The sequence below is a fragment of the Paenibacillus athensensis genome, assembly GCF_004514475.2.
Lineage (GTDB): Bacteria > Bacillota > Bacilli > Paenibacillales > NBRC-103111 > Paenibacillus_AL > Paenibacillus_AL athensensis.
Genome location: NZ_MYFO02000005.1, coordinates 352,359 through 373,679, shown reverse-complemented (window position 1 = coordinate 373,679; position 21,321 = coordinate 352,359). Strand labels below are relative to the sequence as shown.

Here is a 21,321-nt window from a genome sequence, read left to right as displayed (position 1 = left end):
ATGATGAATACATGGAGGCGAACAACGTCCCTACATACGGAGGAGGAAATGAAGATGAATAAAAAGTTGGCAATGGTCGGAATCGGAGCGGTTGTGGGCACGATGCTGCTGGCATCGTCGGTTTATGCGGGCGTAGGCGACGCGCCGGGCTACGAGGCGTTGAAAACAGCGGTGCGCAAGACGGCGGCTGTCGACAATGTAACGCGTCAGGTGAACGTGTCGGTGCAGGATAACGGGCAATCGCTGCTCGACGTGCGCTCCACGATCAAGATGGACCGGGCAAGCGACGCCGGTAGCGCCGCGGTGGCGGTAACGAGCGGAGGCGTGGAGCAGACGGTGGCGTTCTACAGCCAGGACGGTCAGCACATTGTCAAAACGGACGGTTCCGACGTTTACAAGCTGCTGCCGGGTGACGAAGGGCGCGGACGGGACCACCGTCCTCAGTGGAATGGACCGGCCGATCCGCAGGCGGGACACGAAGCGGAGCAGGTATTTGACGCGCTGGTCGGCAATCTGAAAAATTACGTCGTGCTCGACGAAGGACCGGGCAGCACGAAGGACATCCGCGTGCAATTGTCCGGCAGCCAGATTCCGGCAGTCGTGAACACGATCGGCTCGCTGCTGATCAAGCACGGCGCCGCGGCGCAAGGCGGGCATCAGCTGACGCCGTCCGACACGCTCGGCTTCGATACGGCGAGCTTGCGCGAGGCGATGCCGCATTTGACGCAGGACGTGAAGATCGACGAAGTGAAGCTGAATGCGACGGTGGATGCCGACGACCACATTACGAACCAGACGGCGCAAATCGAAATTTCCGGCAAAGACGCCGACGGCCGCGGCCACGCTGTTATCGTGAGCATGGACATGAGCTTGTCGAGCCTGAATGCAACGGTGCCGGATAAGGTGGATCTGAGCGGCAAGCAGGTGGAACAGGTCGAGCTGCCAGAGAGCCGCGGCTGGAAGCATCACGAATAGGCTGAGTGAAAGAGAACGGAACCGGGAGCGGAGCGATCCGCTCTTCGGCATTCCGGCGAAGGAGAGGCGAAAAGGCGAATGGACGTGATTGCGGCAGTAGAGGGCTTGACCAAGGTGTACCGCAACGGCCGGGGGATTCATGAGGTGACGATGACGGTTCGGGAAGGCGATATTTACGGATTTTTCGGACCGAATGGGGCGGGAAAAACAACGGTGATGAAGATCATGACTGGACTGAGCCGGGCTCAGCGCGGCAGTGTCAAGCTGTTCGGTCAGGCGATAGATACGCATTACGAGCAGGCGATGGCGCAGACGGGAGCGCTGATTGAAACGGCGGAAGCCTACGCGTATATGAGCGCAAGGCGCAATCTGGAGCTGGCAGCGCGGTTTTATCCGCAGACGGACGGCAAACGGATCGATGAGGTGCTGGAGCTGGTCGGATTGGCCCCGTTTGCGGACGAGAAGGTGAAGCAGTATTCGCTCGGGATGAAGCAGCGGCTGGGGATTGCCGCAGCACTGCTGTCCCGACCGCGGCTGCTGATTCTCGACGAGCCGACGAACGGGCTGGATATAGAAGGCATGGTGCAAATCCGCGAGCTGATTGTGCGGCTGGCGCGCGAGCAGCGGATTACGTTCCTGATCTCCAGTCATCTGATCCATGAGATGGAGCTGATGTGCAATCGGATCGGGATCATGCACCAGGGGCGTCTGATCCGCGAGGCGGAGGTTGCCGAGCTGAAGGCGGACGGCAGCACGCTGGAAGCGGCGTATTTGCGGGAAATCGGACAGATGAGGGGGCTGGCGGCGCATGGCTAGCTTGTATGCGAGCTTTTGGAACGAAACGATGAAGCTGACGCTGCGCAAAAAGATGCTGTGGTTCCTCGGCGTTACGCTGCTGCTGCCGGTGGCGGCCGGCCTGCTGCTGGGCCGGCTGCAAAGCGGCATCGGCATCGCGTCCGTCGGCGCCGGCGATTTCCCCGTCGTGATGCTGGGCTTGTTCACGACGCTGTTTTTTCCGCTGTTCATCTTCATGGGAGCAGCGGATCAGTTTGCGGGCGAAATCGGCGACCGCACGATGAAGCTGGCGCTGACCCGGCCGATCACGCGCCTCAAGGTTTACGCCGGCAAGCTGCTCGCGCTGGCGCTCTTTATCGCCCTGCTGCTGGCGGCGGGACTCGCCGCTTCCGCGCTGGCAGGGCTGTGGCTGAACGGCGCAGCCGGGCTTGGCGGCGGCTTGGCGGAGAGCTTGCTCGCCTATGCCGCTGCGTTTGCGCCGCTGCTGACGCTGAGCCTGGGCGCTGCGCTGCTGGCGCAGCTGTTCGCCAGCGGCAGCGGAGCGCTGACGGTCAGCTTGCTGGCCTATATCGCGCTGAAGGCGGCGGGGTTCTTTTTTCCGCAAGCGCTCACGTATTCGCCTACGGCGTATACCGATTGGCATCTGCTGTGGATCGGCAGCGGGGCCGGGGCGGGACATATCGCTGGCGTCTTTATGTTTTTGGCGGCGTGTAGTATATTGTTTTTTACAGCGGGTTACGCGTTGTTCGAGAGAAAGGAGATTTGAGGATGTCCATTCGTCTGAGGCTGGTGCTTTCCTATATCGCCATGCTGCTGGTGCCGCTGGTGCTGTTCGGGCTGGCCTTGGCGGCGCTCAGTCTTGTTTTTCTCGGTCATATCGGGAGCTTGTACAAGGTGGATTTCAAGGGAAATCCCGTGAAGCATATTATGCAGCAGGAAGCGGTCGTCTATGCCGCGATCAAGGAGCGGGCGGAGGTGCAGCCGGATTCGCTGCTGGACGGAGCGACGCTGACGGAGTGGGACGAGGCGCTGAGCAAGTTCAATATGGGGCTCATTGTGCGCAGCGGCCAGGACGTGGTGTATGAATCGTCGATTTTGCCGGCGCTGTCGAAGGCCGGAATCGGGCTGCCGGTGTACGGCCAGGAGCTGGATTCGCCGGAATACCAGCATGGGGAAGGGCTGTGGCTGACGCACAAGCTGGATTTTCAGACGAGTGACGGCAGTCAGGGCACGGTTTTTATTGCGATGGACGGTTCGCCGCTGCAAGGGTATTTGGCCGGCTTCGCCCGGTCGGTGCTGATTGCGTTTGTGGTCATTCTGGTGCTGACGAACGGGGCACTGACGTATCTGGTGTCGCGCAGCATCATTCGTCCGCTTCGCGCGTTGCAGCGGGCTACGGAAGCGATCAAGGAAGGCAATCTGGATATGGAGGTTGTGCCGCGGTCGCGCGACGAAATCGGCGAGCTGAGCAGGGCGTTTGAGGAGATGCGCCGCAAGCTCAAGCATTCCGTCGAGCTGCAGCTGCAATACGAGGAGAACCGCAAGGAGCTGATCTCCAATATCTCGCACGACCTGAAGACGCCGGTGACGGCGATCAAAGGGTATGTGGAGGGGATTATGGACGGCGTGACCAACTCCCCGGATAAGCTGGACCGCTATGTGCGAACGATTTACACGAAGGCGGTCGATATGGACCGGATGATTGACGAGCTGTTTTTGTTTTCCAAGCTGGATCTGGGACGGCTGCCGTTCCAGTTCGAGACTGTGGCGCTCGATCGCTATATTGCCGATTGCGCGCAGGAGCTGCAATACGATATGGAGGCTTCGGACATCCGTTTTGAGCTGGCCGAGCTGCCGGCTGCGGCGCTGAACGTCACAGCCGACCGCGAGAAGCTCAAGCGCGTGTTGCTGAACGTCATCGGCAATGCGGTCAAATACCGCGATGACGCCAAGGCGGAAAGCCGCATCCGCTTGAGCGTGCAACGGATCGACGGCCAAGCGGTCATTCAGGTCGAAGACAACGGCCAAGGGATTCCAGCGGAGGCGCTGCCGCATATTTTCGACCGCTTCTATCGCGCGGATCCGTCGCGCAATTCCGCGACCGGAGGCAGCGGGCTGGGGCTTGCGATCGCCAAGCAGATCGTGGCCGAGCACGGCGGCCTGATCTGGGCGGACAGCACGGCCGGTCAAGGGACGACCGTATTTATTGCACTGCCGCTGGCCGGCGGACGGGAAGGGGACAAGACCGATGAGCAGCCGCATACTGATCATTGAAGACGAGCGCAGCATCGCCGAGCTGGAGCGCGATTATCTGGAAATCGCCGGCTATACGGCGGATATTGAGGGAAGTGGCGACACCGGCTTGCAGCGGGCGCTTGCCCAGGCGTACGATCTGATTATTCTCGATTTAATGCTGCCCAAGGTGGACGGCTTCGAAATCTGCCGGCGGATTCGCAGCGAGAAGGATATTCCGATTCTCATGGTTTCGGCGAAAAAGGAAGATATTGATAAGATTCGCGGGCTCGGCCTGGGCGCTGACGATTACATCATCAAGCCGTTCAGTCCGGGCGAGCTTGTCGCCCGCGTGAAGGCGCATCTGTCGCGCTACGAGCGGCTGATGGGACGCAAAGAAACGAAAAGCGACGAGGTGCGCATCCGCGGCTTGCTGATCGACCGAACGGCGCGGCGCGTGTTTGTCAACGAGCGCGAGGTTGTTTTTACGACCAAGGAATTCGATCTGTTGACGTATTTGGCGGTGAATCCGAACCGGGTGTTCAGCAAGGATCAGCTGTTCGACCATATTTGGGGGATGGATTCGATGGGCGATATCGCTACGGTCACCGTGCACATCCGCAAGCTGCGCGAAAAGGTCGAGCAGGACCCGTCCAATCCGCAATATATCGAGACGATTTGGGGAGCGGGCTATCGCTTCCGCATTTGAAAGCGGGCAAGCCGTTATTTTTGTTAGGAGGAGAAAGTGCCTCGGGCTAACGAAAAGCAACGGTTTTTTTGTGCGTACAGCGTGATGTTTGGTTGCTTGTATGATAAATCTGAAAGGGGATTAATACTAAAGGCCTAAAAATCACTTCGATTATCACCATTTTTCAAGGAATTTAAAAAAAGCTGTCGAAACCTATCCTTATGTACATTTGCGAGCTCGGCGGAAAGAAAGCCGTCGATACGATCGATGTAAGAGCGAAAGCTAACTTGAGGGCAAAGGAAGGGAAGGCAGCATGAAAAAAAGCTTGAAGCAGATCAACGCCGGTCAAAGGATCAGAACGGTCAGTGCGCTTACTGCGCTGCTGATGGCGGTCCCGATGGTCATGTCTCCTACGGTCAGCGCAACGCTGCCCAATAAGGTGATGACGCCGGTGTCCAGTGATCTGGGCTGGATCGCCTCGCCGATTACGGTAGCCAATGATACGTTCTCGTTTGATGCAAGCGGGCATTTCCCACAGTTGACGAATACGCCGGTTGCGATCAGCGCCAGCTCCAGCAGCAGCGCTGTCGCTGACGCCTCCGCGACGAGCGGCGTTGTGCAGGTGCAGGTCAAATCGCCAGGGACATTCCGTCTGGCCGTGAAGGGAACGGATCAAAGCGCTACCGCGCTGACGGACAATCTCGATGTTACGGTTACGCTGCTGGGCGACACGAACGGCGACGGCGTCCTGAATTCAACCGATGTGCTTTACATTACCAAGGTGGTCAACAGCAAGCTGCCGTTAACCGATGAGGTGAAAAACCGGCTGGATATCAACCGGGACGGGCAGGTCACAAGCGCAGACGCCAGCCTGCTCATGAGCAGCTACGTCGGCAAGACGCCGGTCACCGGCGGCGTGGCGTTTATCGTTGCGCTGAAGGGCAGCAATGATGCGCCGGTAGCGGATCAGGGCACGATTGTCGGCACGGCTCATACGGGGCTGACCGTAACGGGCGACTATCGCTACCTCGATGCCGAGAACGACGCCGAAGGCGTTTCGCTGTACCAGTGGTACCGCGGTTTGCAGGAGGACGGCTCCGACCGCACGGCAATCGCCGGCGCGACAGCGACAACCTACACGCTGCAGGACGACGATGTGGATCATTATGTGTTTTTTGAAGTGACGCCGGTCGACGCCGAGGGTGAAGCCGGAACGCCGATGCGCGTCCATACGGACAACATGGTGCCGGATACGACGCCGCCGCAACTGAGCGTCACCGTACCGCAATCTGGCGCTTCCAATGCCAGCTTCACAGACGCGCTCGTGGCTACCTTCAACGAGGATGTGCTGGCGGCGGCAGGTAAAATGATCAAAATCCGCTATGCCTCCGATAATTCCGTAGCGGCTTCCTATTCTGCGAACGATACCTCGAAGGTGACGGTCAGCGGCAAAACCGTAACGATCGTGAATCCGGGTCTGGACGACGGTACGGGTTATTATGTGGAAGTGGAAGCCGGCGCATTTACCGATCTGGTGGGCAATCCGTTTGCGGGCTTCAGCGGCGGAACGGGCTGGAGCTTTGCTACGCCGGACACGATTGCGCCGACGGCGTTGACGTATTCGCCGGTCAACGGTGTCACCAACGCCAGCAAATCGGCCGATTTGTCCGTTACATTCAGCGAAAATGTGGTGGCGGCGGCCGGTAAAACGGTGAAAATCCGCAAGACGGGCGACGACAGCGTCGTAGCCTCTTATTCGGCCAACGATACGACAAACGTTTCGATCAGCGGAGCGTTGGTGACGATTCACAATCCGGGTCTGGACGAGGTCGTCGGCTATTACGTGGAAATCGAGGCCGGTGCGTTTACCGACGCAGCGGGCAACAGCTTTGCGGGCGTGAGCGGCAATGCGGCCTGGCACTTCGATACACCGGATACGACGGCGCCAACAGTCAGCTCGACGACACCAGCCGACGATGCGACGGGCGTGTCGCTGTCGACGCCACTGTCAATCACATTCAGCGAGCCGGTTACAGCTGTAGCCGGACATACAATCAAGCTGCGCAAGCAGTCTGACAATAGCGAAATTGTCAGCTATTCGGTGACGGATACGAGCAAGGTAACGGTCAGCGGGGCGACGGTTTCGTTCGAGAATCCGGGTCTTGTTGACGAAACGTCGTATTACGTGGAGATTGAAGCGGGCGCGTTTACAGACTCGTCAGGCAACGGCTTTGCCGGTCTTAGCGGCAGCGCAGCCTGGGGCTTTACGACGCCGGATACGATCGCGCCGACCGTGGGGACGTACGGTCCGGCCAGATTTGCAACCACAGCCAGCAAGTCGGCCGATTTGACGCTTGCCTTCAGCGAGCCGGTTAAAGCGGTAGCGGGCAAGACGGTGAAAATTTTCAACAAAGCCGACGATACGGAAAAAGTTTCGTACACCGCCGACGATACCACGAAGGTGACGATCAGCGGCAGTACGGTCACGATTCATAATCCGGGCCTGGACGAAGTCAGCTCGTATTATGTAGAGATTGAAGCGGGCGCTTTCACCGACATGTCGGGCAATGAATATACGGGCCTCAGCGGCAGCTCGGCTTGGACGTTCACGACGCCGGACTCGATTGCGCCGACGCTGGTGTCGACAACGCCGCTTGACGATGCGACGGGCGTGACGCGGACGGCCGATTTGACGCTCGAATTCAGCGAGCCGGTAGTCGCGGCAAGCGGCAAGTATGTAACCATCCGCCGCGCGGGCGACAACAGCATTATGAAGCAATACACGGCGAATGATACGACCGGCGTGTCGATATCCGGCGCAACGGTTACGCTGCTGAGTCCGAATCTCGACGACGGCGGCAGCTTCTACGTGGAGGTGGACGCCGGGGCCTTCACCGATCCGACGGGCAACGCTTTTGCCGGCATTAGCGGCACGACGGCCTGGAGCTTTACGACGCCGGATACGATTGCGCCGACGATCAGCAGCACAACGCCGCTGGACAATGCCACGCGGGTAAACCGCACTGCCGATCTGACCGTAACGTTCAGCGAACCAGTGACGGCTGTCAACGGCAAAACCGTTGTCATCCGCAACGCCGCAGACGATTCGGCCTTTGCCACATACACGATAGGCACCGATCCTGAAGTGAGCTTCAGCGGCAATACGCTGACTATTCAGCACGCGGACTTTATCGGCTTGACCCACTACTATGTGGAAATTGAAGCGGGAGCCGTAGTGGATGCAGCCGGCAACGCCTTTACCGGCGTTAGCGGAACCACGGTCTGGAACTTCCAGGCGGCGGACTCGCGGATCATTGACATGACGACGGCAGCGCCGCTGTCGGAAAGCAATTTGAACGGAGCTGTCATTACGCTGGAGTTGACGGGAGATACGTTCTCCGGCTCGCTGGGCGCATCCGACTTCCAACTGGACAATGCGCCTTCCGGATTGACGATCGGCTCGGTTGCACGGACCGATGGCACCCATGCAACGATTACGCTGGCTTTTGACAGCACCGATTTCGATGTGGACGTAACCAACTTCACAGTGACGGCCAAAGCTTCGGCCCTGACCGGCGGCGGTACGCTCACGACCGATGTAGCGACGATTGCGGCTCTGGCCGAGCCTTACGCAGTCAATACAACGCCTGCGAACAACGCTACGGGCATTGACAAATCGGCCAATCTGTCGATGACCTTTGACCGCAACGTAACGGCGGTTGCCGGCAAAACGATTACGATCTACCGCAAGTCGGACAATGCCGTGATCCAGACGATCAACGCCAACGACACGAGCAAGGTGACGGTCAGCGGATCGACCGTTACCGTGCAGCACAATGCTTTTAACGGCGGCACGAACTACTATGTGCTGGTGCAGCAGGGGGCATTTGTCGACGGCAACGGCCTTGGCAGTGAGCCGATTACATCCTCGACTGCCTGGAGCTTTACGACATCGGCGACGACGGATATGTATTTCTCGGAATTCCTGCGCGGCTCGGGCAGTCATCAGGTAGCCATCGAGCTGTATTATCCGACAAGCTCCTTGCCAAACCCGGCACCGTCCAAGACGTATTCGGTATTTGTTTATCAGTACAATACCACGACGTCGAGCATGGAGATTTCGGAAATCAAAATCAATGCGGAAGCCTATAAGGGCGTGCCGCTGATTATCATCGACGGAGCGTTCTATGATTTCATGGACATAACGACAAGTGGGCAGTTTTCTGCCGGCTATCAATATTTCAATCAAGACGACGTGATTTACGATATGTCGCCGCGGGTTCTCAAGGCGCTCGTGCTGAAAAAAGGCAGCCAGGTACTCGACGTAATCGGTGATCCGAATGCCACGGGGCCAGGAAGCTTCCTTGCCAGCGGCGGGACGCTGGTGCGCAAGTCCGGCGTTGTCGGCGACACGTCTACGTACGATCCGACCCAATGGAACGTATTCCCGGTCGATACCTTTAACAAAATCGGAAATCATACGCCGTAGGCGAGTTCCTCCGGCACCCTTTTGCAGACCTAATAAACAGATGGAGGCTCACTATGCTTGAAACAAGGAAGCTTATGAAATCCCTGCGACGGGCGTCGCTGGCGCTGCTGCTGACGGTGTCAGCGGCACAGGCCGCAAGCGCAACGGCATGGGCCACGCCGATGCCGGGCATTCAGGTGACGATTGGCAACGTGACGGTCACGACAGGCCAGGCGACCTACGTCCCGGTGACGCTGCAGCAGCCTGCGACGCCGGTCGGATCGTACAATATGCAGGTGGATTTTGATCCAACGGCATTGCAGGTTGTGGCTGTCAAGCCGACCTATGGCGTCGAGGACGATACGGCTTGCGCAACGTCGCCCCAAGGGTGCTTCAAATCGTATGTGGACAATACGAACGGCTGGGTACGCGTCATTTGGGTGGACTCCTCAGGCGGCGATCATCTGATTGCCAACACGCAGCAGCTGTTCCGTCTCCAGATCCAGGCCAAAAGCGCGACAAAGCCGGGCAGCAAGGATTTGTCGATCAATACGTCCGATCCCGAGAGTCTGACGTTCACGGACGGCGATATGCACGCGCTGTCGGTTGCGCTGACGCCCGGCAAGGTGGCGGTGATGCAGCCATCCAGCGCGCCGCTGATCACCGGGACCGAGGAGAAGAAGGTTAAGGTCGTCGTCAACGGCAAGGAGCAGGAAAATTCGGCGACGAGCACAACCGTCAAGAAAGATAACAAAACCGTCACGACGTTAAAGGTCGATACGGACAAGGTGATCGAGCAGTTGAATCAGAACAAGCTGAAAACGCTCCTGCTGCCGTTTAGCGACGAAAGCGACGTGGTTGTCGGCGAATTGAACGGCCAACTTGTCAAAACGATGGAAGGCCAGGAAGCGGTGCTGGCGATTCAGACGGCTCGGGCCAGCTATACGCTGCCCGCAGCGCAAATCAAAATCGACGACGTATCCGGCCAAATCGGCAAGGAAGTGGCGTTGCAGGACATCAAGGTCAGTATCACGATCTCCGAAGCATCGGCAGATAAGGCGCAGCAGGTGCAGGCTTCGGCCAAGGGCGGCAGCATGAGCGTGGTCGCGTCGCCGGTCGATTTTGAATTGCAGGCCAGCTATGGGGATAAAAAAGTGGAGGTCAGCCAGTTCAACAGCTACGTGGAACGGGAAATCGCCATTCCCGACGGGGTGGACCCGTCGCAAATCACAACCGGCGTCGTAGCGGACGAAAGCGGCAATCTTGTTCACGTGCCGACGAAAATCACGCAGAAGGACGGCCGATATTACGCGCAAATCAAAAGCTTGACCAACAGCACCTACGCCGTCGTCTGGCATCCCAAGACGTTCGCGGACGTTGAGCAGCACTGGGCGAAGCGCGAGGTGAACGATCTGGCTTCGCGGCTGATCCTTCAAGGGGCGACTGACGATACGTTTGCGCCGGAACGGACGATTACCCGCGCCGAGTTTACGGCGATTCTGCTGCGCGCGCTTGGTTTGCACAGCGACAAAGCTGGCACGCAGGTAAGCTTCAGCGACGTAGGGACCGGAGACTGGTTCCGTTCTTCCGTCACGGCAGCGGCGTCGTACGGATTGATTAACGGCTACGAGGACGGCACGTTCCAGCCGAATGCTTCGATTACGCGCGCCGAGGCGATGGTGATGATCAATCGCGCTGCCGGTCTGGCGCAGCTTGAGCAGGCGTCTGCCGACGAGCGGGCCGCTCTGTTGAGCGGCTTCAGCGATAGTGCGAGCGTAGGCGGCTGGGCGCAAGCCGCAGTGGCTTCGACGATCAAGCTCGGCATTGTGCAAGGCGCAGACGGCAAGCTGTCCCCGGCCCAGCAAATTACGCGGGCGCAGACGGCTGTGATGGTTCGCCGTTTGTTGATTGAGGCGGATTTGATTAACGAGTGATGTGAGCTTGAAAAATATAGCATTAAAAAACCAGTCACCGAACATCATTCGGCGGCTGGTTTTTTTTGTGCGCCACGTGCCGCAGCCTTGTTCAATCGAGATCGGCAAGCCGCCGGCACGCCCTGCCGTGCATGGAACTGTACATGCTCGCTCTTTTTTACTTTACAAGCTGTTCTTTCACATCTTGTAAAGTAGCAATGCTTGACATATCAGCATTGGAAATGCCACGAACCGTGTTATCCCCGAATACAAACGTTAAATTAAGATTATAATTTTCCATTTTAATCCACTGTATAACTTGAGAACACTGTTGTAGAATTGCCCCATTCGTTTCTAGTGGCTGAACGAAGCTAAGGTATGCTGTAGTTTTATCAGAAATTTCCTTACTAAATTCGCTATAAGAAGTATAATTTTTGTATTTCTCCATTTCCTTGTTGCTAGCGTTGATTGTTACCCGAACGTTTGGGGTCAGGAGTGAGTTCCGTTGAAGATAGTCTTGAAAGTTGTCAGTCAATCGTTGTTCCCAGAGAGCAACATAGTAGTCATCCTCCAAAACATCATTGTAAGTGGTTGTATGAATAGTAAGTCCAGATCCGGTAGTAACAGTTGAATAATAGTTCATCTCTTTAAAGCTATAGCTGACAGAATTTGTAGTGATATTTATTTCAGGGTACTTTTGTTTAAGAAACGTGCTTACTCTATTTTGAAATTCCTCTTTTTCCCGAGGCGTACCGTACAAGGAGCAATTAAGCGCAAATACAAAAACAATTACGCTACTCGCTACAGCCAAAATTGATATTATTTTGATTCTGATCATGTTGTCACAACTCCTTACCTAATAAAAACTTATCCACAATTTATCATACAGCTAAAAATAAAAAATAGCGCGCAAACCTTCTTGCGCATTTTGTGCGTTTTTTTGCAACATTCCGCAAATTAAAAGCAATCTCGATTTTTAATAATCAACAAATTATCGTTTGGCTACATCCAGATACCTTGGTATTTTGTCTATTTAAAGGGGATTTTGCCGAATTTTTTTGATTTTGGACGATGACTCGATAATTCTAATAATTTGTTGAATTATGCGGAAATGAATGGTAAAATGACTTCGAAAAATAGTTTCCTAGATTGGGAGAGAGAGGCTGGCCCGGGAGCTGCTGGAAGCGCTACGGTTTTTCGTGTATGCTATATGCGAAATCGTTTTTTGAAAAGCTTTTCAGCTTCAGTGAGCAAGACGGGCTCCGGTCGGGAAGGATGACAACCAGGTTTGAAAAGCTTTTCAACAACATCCAAATCATGAGAGGAGATTAATGAAGATGGAGAAGATTCAGGAGCTTAAACAATTTATTGTGCAGGTGTGCACGGAGAAGATGAATATGGACGCGCCGGGCGAGATCGATGAAACGGCGGCGGTGGAAGCGGCTTACAATCTCGATTCGATTTCCATGTTCGAGCTGATCGTCAATCTGGAGGAGAAATACGGACTCAAGGTGCCGGATGCGGATATCGAGAAAATTGGCAAGATGAACGTCGCCGAGCTGTGCGCCTATTTGACGGGGCAGACGGTCGGACATGAGTAAACGGGTTGTCGTAACGGGCTTTGGCGTCATTACGCCATTCGGATACGGCCCAGAGGTCATTAAAGAAAACGCGTTCCAAGGCATTCACGGCTTTAAACCGATCAGCAGCTTTGACACGTCGACGGCGGTGGCCAAGCGGGGAGGAGAAGCGCCGGTCAGTCCGCGATCGTATCGGTCATTTGCCAAGTACTGCACGGAGCAGGCGCTGGCGATGGCCGGACTCGATGTAACGCGGGATGCTGAGGTGCTGCGGCAGGCGGCGGTGGCTGTCGGGAATCTTGGCGAAGGGGCCATTCTGCGCGAGTTCTACGAGCAGTTCCAGCCCGTGCTGCAGACGAGTCCGGCGGACGGCACGGCTGCTGCCGAGGCGACGGCGAGCCGTAAGACGTTCGCTACGGCGGACGGAGAGATGCTGCCGATTCATGATGCCAATCCGTTTGCGCATGCGGAGGCTATCGCCGAATATATCGGTTCCGAAGGACCGCAGCTGGCGTTTACGAACGCCTGTATTGCTTCGGCTAATGCCATCGGCTACGGGTTTGACCAAATCAGCAAGGGACGTGTGGATTGCGCGCTGGTTGGCGGGTTGAACGTGCTGCATCCGCAGGTGTTTTTCAACTTCGATTCAAGCCGGGCGATGGCCGACGATGTGGTCCGGCCGTTCTCGGAGGGCCGCACGGGTCTTTTGATTGGCGACGGAGCGGCGATACTTGTGCTGGAGTCGTTGGAAAGCGCGGAACGCCGCGGGGCGACGGTGCTGGCCGAGATGCTCGGCTGGGGCGTCAGCTCCGACGGGTTTCACGTCTCGCAGCCGGAGCCGAACGGTAACGGGCTGGCGCGCTCGATGCGCATGGCGTTGCGCAAGTCGGGCTGCGCGATCGAAGAGATCGACTATATCAATGCGCACGGTACGGGTACGCCGCTCAACGACCGAAGTGAAACGAAGGCGTATAAGCAGGTATTTGGTGATCATGCGAGTGTGGTGCCGATCAGCTCGACGAAATCGGTAACCGGCCATATGCTCGAAGCGACGGGCGGCGTGGAAGCGGTGATCAGCATTTTGGCGCTGCTGGAGCAAACGATACCGCCAACGGCCAACTATTTGGGACCGGAGGACGAGCTTGATCTGGATTATGTGGTAGACGGGGCGCGACGTCAGCGGCTGCGCACGGTCATGTCCAATTCCAGCGCGTTTGGCGGCAATAACTGCACGCTGCTGTTCAGAAGGGAGGAGGCGTAATGACGGAGGTTGGGCAAATCGTGGTAACAGGACTTCACCAGCAGGGTGCGGGGGAGCCTGCTCCGAATGTGAGAGGGTTTGTGCGTTCGCCGTTTAATCCGCTGATCTATCACAGCGTGAAGATGGCGGCCGAGCAGGCGGCTTTGACGCGCGAATCGCTGCCGACCGACCGCCGGGGCATCATGCTGGCCAGCATGTTTACCGATGCCGTGACGCAGCAGGAGACATGGACCGATATGATCAATGGCAAAAAGATCAGCCCGATCATGTTCCCGCAGTCGGTGCCGAGCGCGATCATCGGCTTTCTCGCCAAGGAGCTGAATATTCACGGGCCGATGACTTGCCTCGGCGGAAGCCGCAACGGCGTCAAGCTGGCGCTGCAGCAAGCTGCCGACTGGCTGATCGACGGCGATGCCGACGCTGTGGCCGTGACGTTCTGCGACGTGCCTTCATGGCGCGCTCAGGCGTGGGTTGAGCAGTTCGGCGGCCGCGAGGGGGCCAGCTTCGGCGGCGGTGTGGTCACGGCCGTACTGGAGCCGGCAGCTTTGGCAGCCGGGCGCGGCTGCGAGCCGCTGATGACGCTGGAAGCGTTCGCGGCCTGGATGGACGGCGGAGCCGCCGATGGGCGGGACAAGCCGGCGTACCACGGCATGGCGAGCGGGTTGAGGTAGGACGATGGCGATGATCATCGACAACCGACAACCCGAGCGCCCGGCGCTGCGCTGCGGCGGCGTCACGGTCAGCTATGGCGAGCTGGCCGGACGGGTCGCGGAGAAGCGCAGCCGGCTGGAGCGCGAAGCGGCCGGGGCTTCCCGGCTGGCCATCGACCTGCCGGATTCGTTTACGCTGCTGGAATGGGCGCTGGCGGCTTGGACGCTGGAAGTGTGCGTCCTGGTTCTCGACCAGCGTTTGACAGCGAGCGAGAAGGAGCTGCGGCTGGCGGCGTTTGCGCCGGACACGCTCGTGCAAGCGGCGGAGCCGCCGGCCGGCGGGCTGCTGGCGCTGTTCCGCCACGAGGTGGCGGATCGCGTCGCTGCTTGGGCGCCGGCAACCGCGGACTACGCGGCGTTCCGGCGCGAGGCGTCGGCGGCTGCGGAGACCGCGGCTGTTGACGCCGACGTGGCGGCAGCGGGCGGCGACGTGCCGGCGCTGAACGAGCGCGCCTCAGCGGCAACCGGCGCTATGGCCGGCGCTGCGGGGCCCGCAGCCGGAACGTCGCCGGATCGGCCCGCACAGGGCGCTGTGACGGCGCAGCCGGCGCTGGTGCTGTTCAGCTCCGGCTCGACCGGCCTGCCCAAGATGATCGTGCGCACCTTCGCTTCGCTGGAGCGGGAATGGGCGCATTATCAGCTGGAGGACGGGGCGCCGGGCGCGGACAGCCGAGTGCTGTGTCTCGTGCCGGTCAGCCATTCGTTCGGCATGCTGTCGGCAACGGCGGCGACGCTGCGCCAGGGCGGGCTCGTGTTGTATGCCGAAGACCCTAAGCCGCAGCAGCTCGTCGCTTTGATGGAACACGAAGCGGTCACGCACGTGTACGGCGTTGCGTTCCACTACCAGCTGCTGGCCCGCGAGCTGGAGCGCAGCAAGCCGACGCTTTCGGCGAAGCCGCTGCTGCTATCGTCAGGAGGACCGTTGCCGGCCGAGCTGACGGCCAAATACAGCGAGACGATCGGCTTGCCGCTTGGCCAGCAGTATGGCATGAGCGAGGTCGGCTATATCGCCGTCGATTTTGCCGGCAGCCGTCCCGGCAGCGTGGGACGCATAGCGCCGCACATCGCCGCAGCGCGTCTGGAGGACAATCAACTTGCGATCAGTTTGCCGCAGTCGCCCTATGCGACTGAGCAGTTAAACTGGTGCGAAGGTGCTGGCGTTGAGACAGGAGCAGGCACTGGAACTGGCCCCTTCGGCATTGATACTGGCACTGGCCCTTCCGGGACCCTGCTTACACAGGACATCGTTCGTCTGGATGAAGACGGTTATTTATATATTCAGGGCCGCAGCAACGATCAGGTGAGCATCGGCGGCTTGAAGGTCAATTTGAAGGAGGTGGAGGGGGAGCTGAACAACCATCCGCTGGTGAAGGAAAGCTGCGTTGTCGCTTACGAGCATGCTGTAGCCGGTTCGGTGCTGGAAGCGTTCGTCGTTTGGCGGGAGCCGGAACGGCCGGGCGAATTCTCCGAGCTGGGACAATGGCTGCGCGAGCGGATGGCCGACTACAAGGTGCCCCGGAGATTCCGGGCGCTTGAGCAGATTCCCGTCTCTCCGGCAGGCAAGATCAATAAGGGGGAACTGATAAAGGAGTGTTTGCATGGTTCACATCGATGATATTAAGCGAAAAGTGCTGGAATCCAGCTTGTTCGTCTCGCTCGATCAGGAGCTGGGCGTTGACGAGGAGCTGAATCTGGATTCGATGTCGCTCATGTGGCTCATCTCGGAGCTGGAGGAGCTGTACAGGATCAGCATCGATTACCGCGTAGTCGATTTGCAGCATTTTCGCACGATCCGCACGGTGTACGAGTTTGTCGACGGGCTGGCGAAAGAGGTCCAGCTATGAAATGGACGATGACGACGGTGTCGTTTCGCTATCATTTGCTTTCGTATACGGAGCTGCTGGAGCTGGCCGCCCAGAGCGGATTCCAAGGCATCGAGCTGTGGGAGCCGCATCTTCTGCGGCATGAAGCGGAGATTTACCGTCAAGCGGCGGAACCGGCGGCTGGAGCCTTGCCGGTGCACGTGCTGAGCGCGTATTTGAACGGCACCGATTTTACGATCAGTGCGGACAAATGGGCTCGCGACCTTGGCGTTAAGCTGAACCATTGCCGCAAGCTGGGCGTGCCGGTACTGCGGCTGTTCACCGGGACGATGTCCAGCGCGGAAGCGGATGAACAGACGTGGCGGCGCTGGTTGGAGCGTCTCGGTCAAAGCGAAACGCTCGCGCAGGAGTACGGCGTGCAGATTGCGTTCGAAACGCATCCGGGGACGCTGCTCGACCGCGCCGAAGCGGTTGACCGCTTCGTACAGGCGATTGCCTCCAACCGCTGGCGGCAGATCGGCCTCAACTTTGACGTGTTTCACGTCTGGGAGTTCGGCGTACCGCTGGAATGCTTGCAGCGCTGGTTCCCGCACGTCAAGCATGTCCATTTGAAAAATGCGATGAACGTCACCGAGCAGTTCGCGATGGCCAATGTTTATCATCCAATGGGTGTGTACAGCGATTTGGCGCCGCTGGCGGAGGGCGTCGTCGATGTGGAGCCTGTGGTGGCGCTGCTGCAGGAACGCGGCTATGACGGGGCGGTAACATTGGAATGGTTCGGCCTGCCGTCCGTCCGCCATTTCCGCGAGGAGATCGGTTTTCTGAATGAACAGCTTGTGAAAAAAGGAGGAGCGACGGCATCATGACCGACATATTTTCCGTGCTTCCGCATCGGTATCCGTTTCTGCTGGTCGACCGGGTGACGGAACGCGAGCCGGGACAGTGGGCGAAGGGCTATAAGCACGTCAGCCATAACGAATGGTTTTTCACCGGACATTTTCCCGGCGATCCGATCATGCCCGGGGTGCTGATTGTGGAGGCGCTGGCGCAGCTGGGGGCGTTTGCGGGCGCACCTGCCGAGATCGGGGACGGCGGTCCCCGCAAAGGGATGATCGCATCGATCAAGGAGATCAAGTTCTCCGCGCCGGTCGTGCCGGGAGATCGTCTGGATTTGTATTTTGAGATTACGGTTTGCAAAGGACCGTTTACGAAAGGCCGGGCCGAAGCGTCGGTAAACGGTAAAACGGTGGTCAAGATCGAGGAATTGGTCGTGTTTTCGCCAAAGGAGGGCGCGTGATGAGAATTTTGCTCGCTGCCAGCAGCTGGACGGAAACGCTTGGCCATGCGGTGCGCTCGATTGCCGTCGCCGAGCAAGCTTTGGCGGCCGGACATGAGGTTGCGTTTCTCGCGCCCGCTTCGTACCACGAATGGGCTCCTGCCGGCGTAACCTGTTACGCGACGACGCCGAAGCCGGATTTTATTAGCGAGACGCAGTTGTTTTTCGGCTTTCATACGTATGAAGACGTCATGTATGTCTCCGGCTACGGGGACGACAAGCCGATTCGTGAGACCATTGAGCGGGAGCGCGAGGTGATTCGCGAATTCCGTCCCGATCTGATCTGGAACGACGAGCAGTACACGATTGGCGCTTCTGCAGCGCTGGAGCAGGTTGAGGTTGTTTCGCTCGTGACGTGGCCGCTGCATCCGGATTTTAACAAGCAGGTGGAAAAAGAGTTGCCGCAACGCAATCTGGTGTTGCGCCGCATGCGCAGCGCATGGAATCGCGTGCTGACGAGCTACGGCTTGCCGCCGGTCGGCCATCTGGGCGAGCTGTTGTTTGACCGCAGCCAGGCGCGCGTTGCGCCAACGAGCCCGCTGCTGGAGCCGGAGCTGGCGGAGCTGGCCGAGCTGGCTAAGCATGCCGATCTGGCCGGCCCGGTGGGGATGTCCGGTCAAGCTAATCCCGCCAGCCCGGTAGGGACGTCCGGTCAAGCCAGTCCAGCCAGCCAGGTGGGGACGTCCGGTCAAGCCAGTCCAGCCAGCCCGGTGGGATTGTCCGGTCAGGCCAGTCCCGCTGATCCGGCGGGGATGTCCGGTCAAGCCAGTCCCGCTGGTCCGGTGGAAATGTCCGGTCAGGCCAGTCCCGCTGGTCCGGTGGGATTGTCCGAGCCAGCAGGTCGGCCGCAGTTGGCCGGTCAAGGCAAACAGGCGGAGCTGAGCGGCATAACCGGCCCGAACGGAACCGGCGTTCATTATGTCGGTCAGATCGCTCCCAAGGGGCTGTTCGCCGAGACGCCGAGCTGGCTCGACGCCTGGTGCAAGGAGCCGGAGGGCACACCGACGGTCTACGTCTATTTGTCCTCGCTGCCGATCGGCATCAACACGAAGGAAGCGTTCGAAGCGCTGTACCGGGGACTTGAGGCGACGGGCTTCCGGGTCATTTTCGCATTGGGTAAGTTTAATGAAATTGCCGATTCGCTGGAGCTGCCGACGCAGAGCGAACGGATTCGCTTCGAGCGGTTTGTGCCGGGCGAAGCGGTGATGGCGAAGGCGCAGCTGGCGATTTTTCCGGCTTCGCATAACATGCTGATGTCGGCGTTAAGCCATAATGTGCCGTGCCTGCTGTTTCCCGATATGTTCGAGCGCAGCTACAATGCGGCCCGGATGGCCGAAGCGGGCTTCGCAACGGTTGGCGGCGAAGCCGATCTGACGCCGGAGACGATTGAGCGGCTGGCCCGCGAGACGATCGCCCGTTTTCACGCCACGGAGGGTGAACCGCGCCGCAAGGCGCTGCTGGACGATCTTCAGGGACGCGGCGGGGCTCGTGCCGTGCTCGCGCTGATGGAGCGGATTTTCGCCGGAAGGAGGGAGCTGCCCGTATGAACACGCCGCCGCTCAAGGGAGGCTTCAACTGCGTCATCGCGACCGTCTGCAATTACCTCGAAACGATACACGGCATTCCCGCCGATGTCGGTTCGGTTAGCTTCAATCGCTCCTATTTCAAGGTCATTCACGCCGACGGCTGCTTGATGACCGTGTCGCCGGAGGAGGTGTCGCTGGAATTTTTGCATGACGTGGGTGCAGGCTTCGTCTATCCGCCATTTGCCGGCTTGCCGGAAGCTTTTGCTTATATCGATTGGCATTTGGCCCATCGCGGCGTGCTGCCGGTAAGCATCAATTTGCGCTACGATATTCTGGACCCGCTGCCGTTCGATAACGATTATTGGCATTTCCATCTGATTGTTGCGCGTGAGCCCGGCGGCTTTCGGATGTTCGACCAATTCGAAAATGAATATTATTTCATGCCCGAGCAGCAGCTGGGACTGGCGATCGATACGCCGTTCAATTATCGCTTTGAGGGCAAGTTTACGCCGTATTTGCTGGCCGATTGCATCGAGCCGGAAGCCGAGGTGCGGCGCAAGGCGCAGAGCAAGCGGCGAAGCGGGGCGGAGCTGGCGGCATTTGCCGCCGACTATCCGCTGGAGGACAATCTGCAGGCCGGCGTTTCGTTTATCCGCGGGCTGCACCGCTACACGGGAAGCCGTCCGAATGAAACCGAGATGTACCGGCTGATGAACTATCATCATGTCATCATCAAATGTCGGGATATGTTCCAGACGGCGCTGGAGGAAGCGGGCTGGGCCGATGTGCAGCCTGTGCAGCAGCTGCGCGAGCTGTGGGAAACGTACCGCCACCAGCTTGGCATGGCCTTGGCGCGCCGCACGGCTGACGAGTTCGACCGTCTGGAGCTGGCTTATACGCAGCTGATCAATAATGAAAACACGCTGCTGCGCAGCTTATCCGCGCGGAACGCGGCGCTGGAAGGAGAAGGAGCCCGATGAGCAAAGAGACCTTGAAGCCGGCCTTCAATTGCGTGCTGGCAAGTGTCTATAACACGCTGGCCGACGTGCACGGGCTGCGTTTTGCGCCGGAAGCGGTGTTTATGGCACCGAATTATTTTGAGCTCGGTCATTTCGACGGCAAGCTGGTCGGCTTGCATCCCGAAGGGGCGGCGCGGCAATTTCTGACGCGAATCGGAACGGACATGGCGTTTCCGGCTATGGACGGCCGGGAGGGCGCGGTGGCGTTCGCCAAACGCTTCGTGCGGGAGCAGGGAGTGCTGCCGGCCGCGATTAATTTGCGTTATTCGGTGCTGGACCCGACGAATTTCGATAACGATTACTGGAACTTCCAACTGATCGTGGACTGGGCCGAGGATCGTTTCGTCATGTACGACCAGTATCACGGGGAATTGTACAAGGTGGAAGACAGCTATCTTGGTCAAATGATCGACACGGCATTTAATTACCGGCAGCAGGGGCGTTTTACGCCGTTTTTGGTCATTCCCGTCGCTGATCCGCAAGAGGCGCAAGCCGCTTTGGACCGCGATCATTTGCCGGCGCTGGCGCTGGCTGCAATCCGCGCTTATGATCCGCAGATCAGCTTGCGGGTTGGCCGGGCGTTTGCTGCACGGATGCAGGAGCTGTATCTGGAGCCTGCGCCGGGGATGAATCTGCATGACGAGATCTATAAAATTATGGGGCATCAAATCCTGATTACCAAAAGCCGTCAGCAATTCGCCGAGTGGGCCGGACAGGCCGGGCTGAAGCCGGACGCGCTGGAGGCGCTGCAGTCGCTGGTTGCCCGTTGGGATTTGGTGAATATGATGGTTCCGATGACGGTCGGCCGCCGTTCGGCTGCGGAATACGAGCGGCTGCTGGAGGAGTATGAAAAGCTGATTTCCCTGGAGGCAACCGTGCTGGAGCAGGTCGGAGCGGAGCTTGAGATTCGGCTGGCTGAGCAAGCGCAGCAGCATTCAGAGCCGCAGCCTGCGCCTCATGGACGCTAGAGGGACGAACGCTCGAAAAACGGACAA

18 protein-coding genes are annotated in these 21,321 nt (G+C 58.5%); 17 read left to right on the top strand and 1 reads right to left on the bottom strand.

Annotated elements, in window-relative coordinates; all coding sequences use genetic code 11:
• Positions 1 to 54 precede the first annotated feature (54 nt).
• The 7 genes from B5M42_RS12320 to B5M42_RS12290 all read left to right on the top strand — a co-directional run bounded on the left by B5M42_RS12320 (position 55) and on the right by B5M42_RS12290 (position 11,092).
• Positions 55 to 975 (top strand): hypothetical protein, encoded by a 921-nt coding sequence (locus tag B5M42_RS12320; protein ID WP_134751215.1) that lies wholly within the window; start codon positions 55 to 57, stop codon positions 973 to 975.
• 78 nt (positions 976 to 1,053) lie between these two features.
• The gene (locus tag B5M42_RS12315) at positions 1,054 to 1,791 is read left to right on the top strand and encodes an ABC transporter ATP-binding protein (RefSeq protein ID WP_134751217.1); all 738 of its coding nucleotides are present in this window, start codon (positions 1,054 to 1,056) and stop codon (positions 1,789 to 1,791) included.
• Positions 1,784 to 2,536, top strand: a complete 753-nt coding sequence (locus tag B5M42_RS12310) for an ABC transporter permease (RefSeq protein WP_134751219.1) — start codon at positions 1,784 to 1,786, stop codon at positions 2,534 to 2,536. Before B5M42_RS12315 ends, B5M42_RS12310 begins: the two co-directional genes overlap by 8 nt.
• 2 nt (positions 2,537 to 2,538) lie before the next feature.
• Positions 2,539 to 4,044 (top strand): sensor histidine kinase, encoded by a 1,506-nt coding sequence (locus B5M42_RS12305; RefSeq protein ID WP_134751221.1) that lies wholly within the window; start codon positions 2,539 to 2,541, stop codon positions 4,042 to 4,044.
• Entirely contained in the window at positions 4,019 to 4,711 is a 693-nt protein-coding gene (locus B5M42_RS12300; RefSeq protein ID WP_134751223.1) for a response regulator transcription factor, read from the top strand. The genes B5M42_RS12305 and B5M42_RS12300 overlap by 26 nt, the downstream gene beginning before the upstream one ends.
• Positions 4,712 to 5,003: 292 nt before the next feature.
• Positions 5,004 to 9,179 (top strand): Ig-like domain-containing protein, encoded by a 4,176-nt coding sequence (locus B5M42_RS12295; RefSeq protein WP_134751225.1) that lies wholly within the window; start codon positions 5,004 to 5,006, stop codon positions 9,177 to 9,179.
• Positions 9,180 to 9,253: 74 nt separating this feature from the next.
• Positions 9,254 to 11,092: an S-layer homology domain-containing protein gene (locus tag B5M42_RS12290; RefSeq protein WP_167689726.1), complete on the top strand. Its 1,839-nt coding sequence runs from the start codon at positions 9,254 to 9,256 to the stop codon at positions 11,090 to 11,092.
• A gap of 157 nt (positions 11,093 to 11,249) precedes the next feature.
• Here B5M42_RS12290 and B5M42_RS12285 read toward each other — a convergent pair whose 3' ends face one another.
• Complete coding sequence (locus B5M42_RS12285; RefSeq protein ID WP_134751229.1) at positions 11,250 to 11,909, bottom strand: YfjL-like protein; 660 nt, start codon at positions 11,907 to 11,909, stop codon at positions 11,250 to 11,252.
• Between the two features lie 499 nt (positions 11,910 to 12,408).
• Here B5M42_RS12285 and B5M42_RS12280 point away from each other — a divergent pair, with 499 nt between their 5' ends.
• Genes B5M42_RS12280 through B5M42_RS12235 form a run of 10 tightly spaced genes read left to right on the top strand, consistent with a single transcriptional unit; the run spans position 12,409 to position 21,294 of the window.
• The gene (locus tag B5M42_RS12280; protein WP_209280671.1) at positions 12,409 to 12,672 is read left to right on the top strand and encodes an acyl carrier protein; all 264 of its coding nucleotides are present in this window, start codon (positions 12,409 to 12,411) and stop codon (positions 12,670 to 12,672) included.
• Positions 12,665 to 13,912, top strand: a complete 1,248-nt coding sequence (locus B5M42_RS12275; protein WP_134751231.1) for a beta-ketoacyl-[acyl-carrier-protein] synthase family protein — start codon at positions 12,665 to 12,667, stop codon at positions 13,910 to 13,912. The genes B5M42_RS12280 and B5M42_RS12275 overlap by 8 nt, the downstream gene beginning before the upstream one ends.
• On the top strand, positions 13,912 to 14,583 hold the full coding sequence (locus B5M42_RS12270; protein ID WP_134751233.1) for a beta-ketoacyl synthase chain length factor: 672 nt from the start codon (positions 13,912 to 13,914) through the stop codon (positions 14,581 to 14,583). Before B5M42_RS12275 ends, B5M42_RS12270 begins: the two co-directional genes overlap by 1 nt.
• 4 nt (positions 14,584 to 14,587) lie before the next feature.
• Positions 14,588 to 16,237: an ANL family adenylate-forming protein gene (locus B5M42_RS12265; protein ID WP_134751235.1), complete on the top strand. Its 1,650-nt coding sequence runs from the start codon at positions 14,588 to 14,590 to the stop codon at positions 16,235 to 16,237.
• Positions 16,221 to 16,466: a hypothetical protein gene (locus tag B5M42_RS12260; RefSeq protein WP_134751237.1), complete on the top strand. Its 246-nt coding sequence runs from the start codon at positions 16,221 to 16,223 to the stop codon at positions 16,464 to 16,466. The genes B5M42_RS12265 and B5M42_RS12260 overlap by 17 nt, the downstream gene beginning before the upstream one ends.
• Positions 16,463 to 17,311, top strand: a complete 849-nt coding sequence (locus B5M42_RS12255) for a sugar phosphate isomerase/epimerase family protein (RefSeq protein WP_134751239.1) — start codon at positions 16,463 to 16,465, stop codon at positions 17,309 to 17,311. The genes B5M42_RS12260 and B5M42_RS12255 overlap by 4 nt, the downstream gene beginning before the upstream one ends.
• A complete protein-coding gene (fabZ, locus tag B5M42_RS12250; RefSeq protein ID WP_134751241.1) occupies positions 17,308 to 17,742 on the top strand; it encodes a 3-hydroxyacyl-ACP dehydratase FabZ in 435 nt (144 codons plus the stop codon). The genes B5M42_RS12255 and fabZ overlap by 4 nt, the downstream gene beginning before the upstream one ends.
• Positions 17,742 to 19,328, top strand: a complete 1,587-nt coding sequence (locus B5M42_RS12245) for a hypothetical protein (RefSeq protein WP_134751242.1) — start codon at positions 17,742 to 17,744, stop codon at positions 19,326 to 19,328. Before fabZ ends, B5M42_RS12245 begins: the two co-directional genes overlap by 1 nt.
• Positions 19,325 to 20,287 (top strand): hypothetical protein, encoded by a 963-nt coding sequence (locus B5M42_RS12240; protein ID WP_134751244.1) that lies wholly within the window; start codon positions 19,325 to 19,327, stop codon positions 20,285 to 20,287. The genes B5M42_RS12245 and B5M42_RS12240 overlap by 4 nt, the downstream gene beginning before the upstream one ends.
• Complete coding sequence (locus B5M42_RS12235) at positions 20,284 to 21,294, top strand: hypothetical protein (RefSeq protein WP_134751246.1); 1,011 nt, start codon at positions 20,284 to 20,286, stop codon at positions 21,292 to 21,294. The genes B5M42_RS12240 and B5M42_RS12235 overlap by 4 nt, the downstream gene beginning before the upstream one ends.
• Positions 21,295 to 21,321 lie beyond the last annotated feature (27 nt).

Bases quoted from the DNA above. Each gene is read 5' to 3' on its own strand.
- B5M42_RS12295 (WP_134751225.1), top strand. From the start codon at position 5,004: ATGAAAAAAAGCTTGAAGCAGATCAACGCCGGTCAAAGGATCAGAACG.
- B5M42_RS12260 (WP_134751237.1), top strand. From the start codon at position 16,221: ATGGTTCACATCGATGATATTAAGCGAAAAGTGCTGGAATCCAGCTTG.
- B5M42_RS12240 (WP_134751244.1), top strand. From the start codon at position 19,325: ATGAACACGCCGCCGCTCAAGGGAGGCTTCAACTGCGTCATCGCGACC.
- B5M42_RS12315 (WP_134751217.1), top strand. From the start codon at position 1,054: ATGGACGTGATTGCGGCAGTAGAGGGCTTGACCAAGGTGTACCGCAAC.
- B5M42_RS12245 (WP_134751242.1), top strand. From the start codon at position 17,742: ATGAGAATTTTGCTCGCTGCCAGCAGCTGGACGGAAACGCTTGGCCAT.
- B5M42_RS12275 (WP_134751231.1), top strand. From the start codon at position 12,665: ATGAGTAAACGGGTTGTCGTAACGGGCTTTGGCGTCATTACGCCATTC.
- B5M42_RS12290 (WP_167689726.1), top strand. From the start codon at position 9,254: ATGAAATCCCTGCGACGGGCGTCGCTGGCGCTGCTGCTGACGGTGTCA.
- B5M42_RS12235 (WP_134751246.1), top strand. From the start codon at position 20,284: ATGAGCAAAGAGACCTTGAAGCCGGCCTTCAATTGCGTGCTGGCAAGT.
- B5M42_RS12305 (WP_134751221.1), top strand. From the start codon at position 2,539: ATGTCCATTCGTCTGAGGCTGGTGCTTTCCTATATCGCCATGCTGCTG.
- B5M42_RS12265 (WP_134751235.1), top strand. From the start codon at position 14,588: ATGGCGATGATCATCGACAACCGACAACCCGAGCGCCCGGCGCTGCGC.
- B5M42_RS12310 (WP_134751219.1), top strand. From the start codon at position 1,784: ATGGCTAGCTTGTATGCGAGCTTTTGGAACGAAACGATGAAGCTGACG.
- fabZ (WP_134751241.1), top strand. From the start codon at position 17,308: ATGACCGACATATTTTCCGTGCTTCCGCATCGGTATCCGTTTCTGCTG.
- B5M42_RS12255 (WP_134751239.1), top strand. From the start codon at position 16,463: ATGAAATGGACGATGACGACGGTGTCGTTTCGCTATCATTTGCTTTCG.
- B5M42_RS12300 (WP_134751223.1), top strand. From the start codon at position 4,019: ATGAGCAGCCGCATACTGATCATTGAAGACGAGCGCAGCATCGCCGAG.
- B5M42_RS12280 (WP_209280671.1), top strand. From the start codon at position 12,409: ATGGAGAAGATTCAGGAGCTTAAACAATTTATTGTGCAGGTGTGCACG.
- B5M42_RS12320 (WP_134751215.1), top strand. From the start codon at position 55: ATGAATAAAAAGTTGGCAATGGTCGGAATCGGAGCGGTTGTGGGCACG.
- B5M42_RS12270 (WP_134751233.1), top strand. From the start codon at position 13,912: ATGACGGAGGTTGGGCAAATCGTGGTAACAGGACTTCACCAGCAGGGT.
- B5M42_RS12285 (WP_134751229.1), bottom strand. From the start codon at position 11,909: ATGATCAGAATCAAAATAATATCAATTTTGGCTGTAGCGAGTAGCGTA.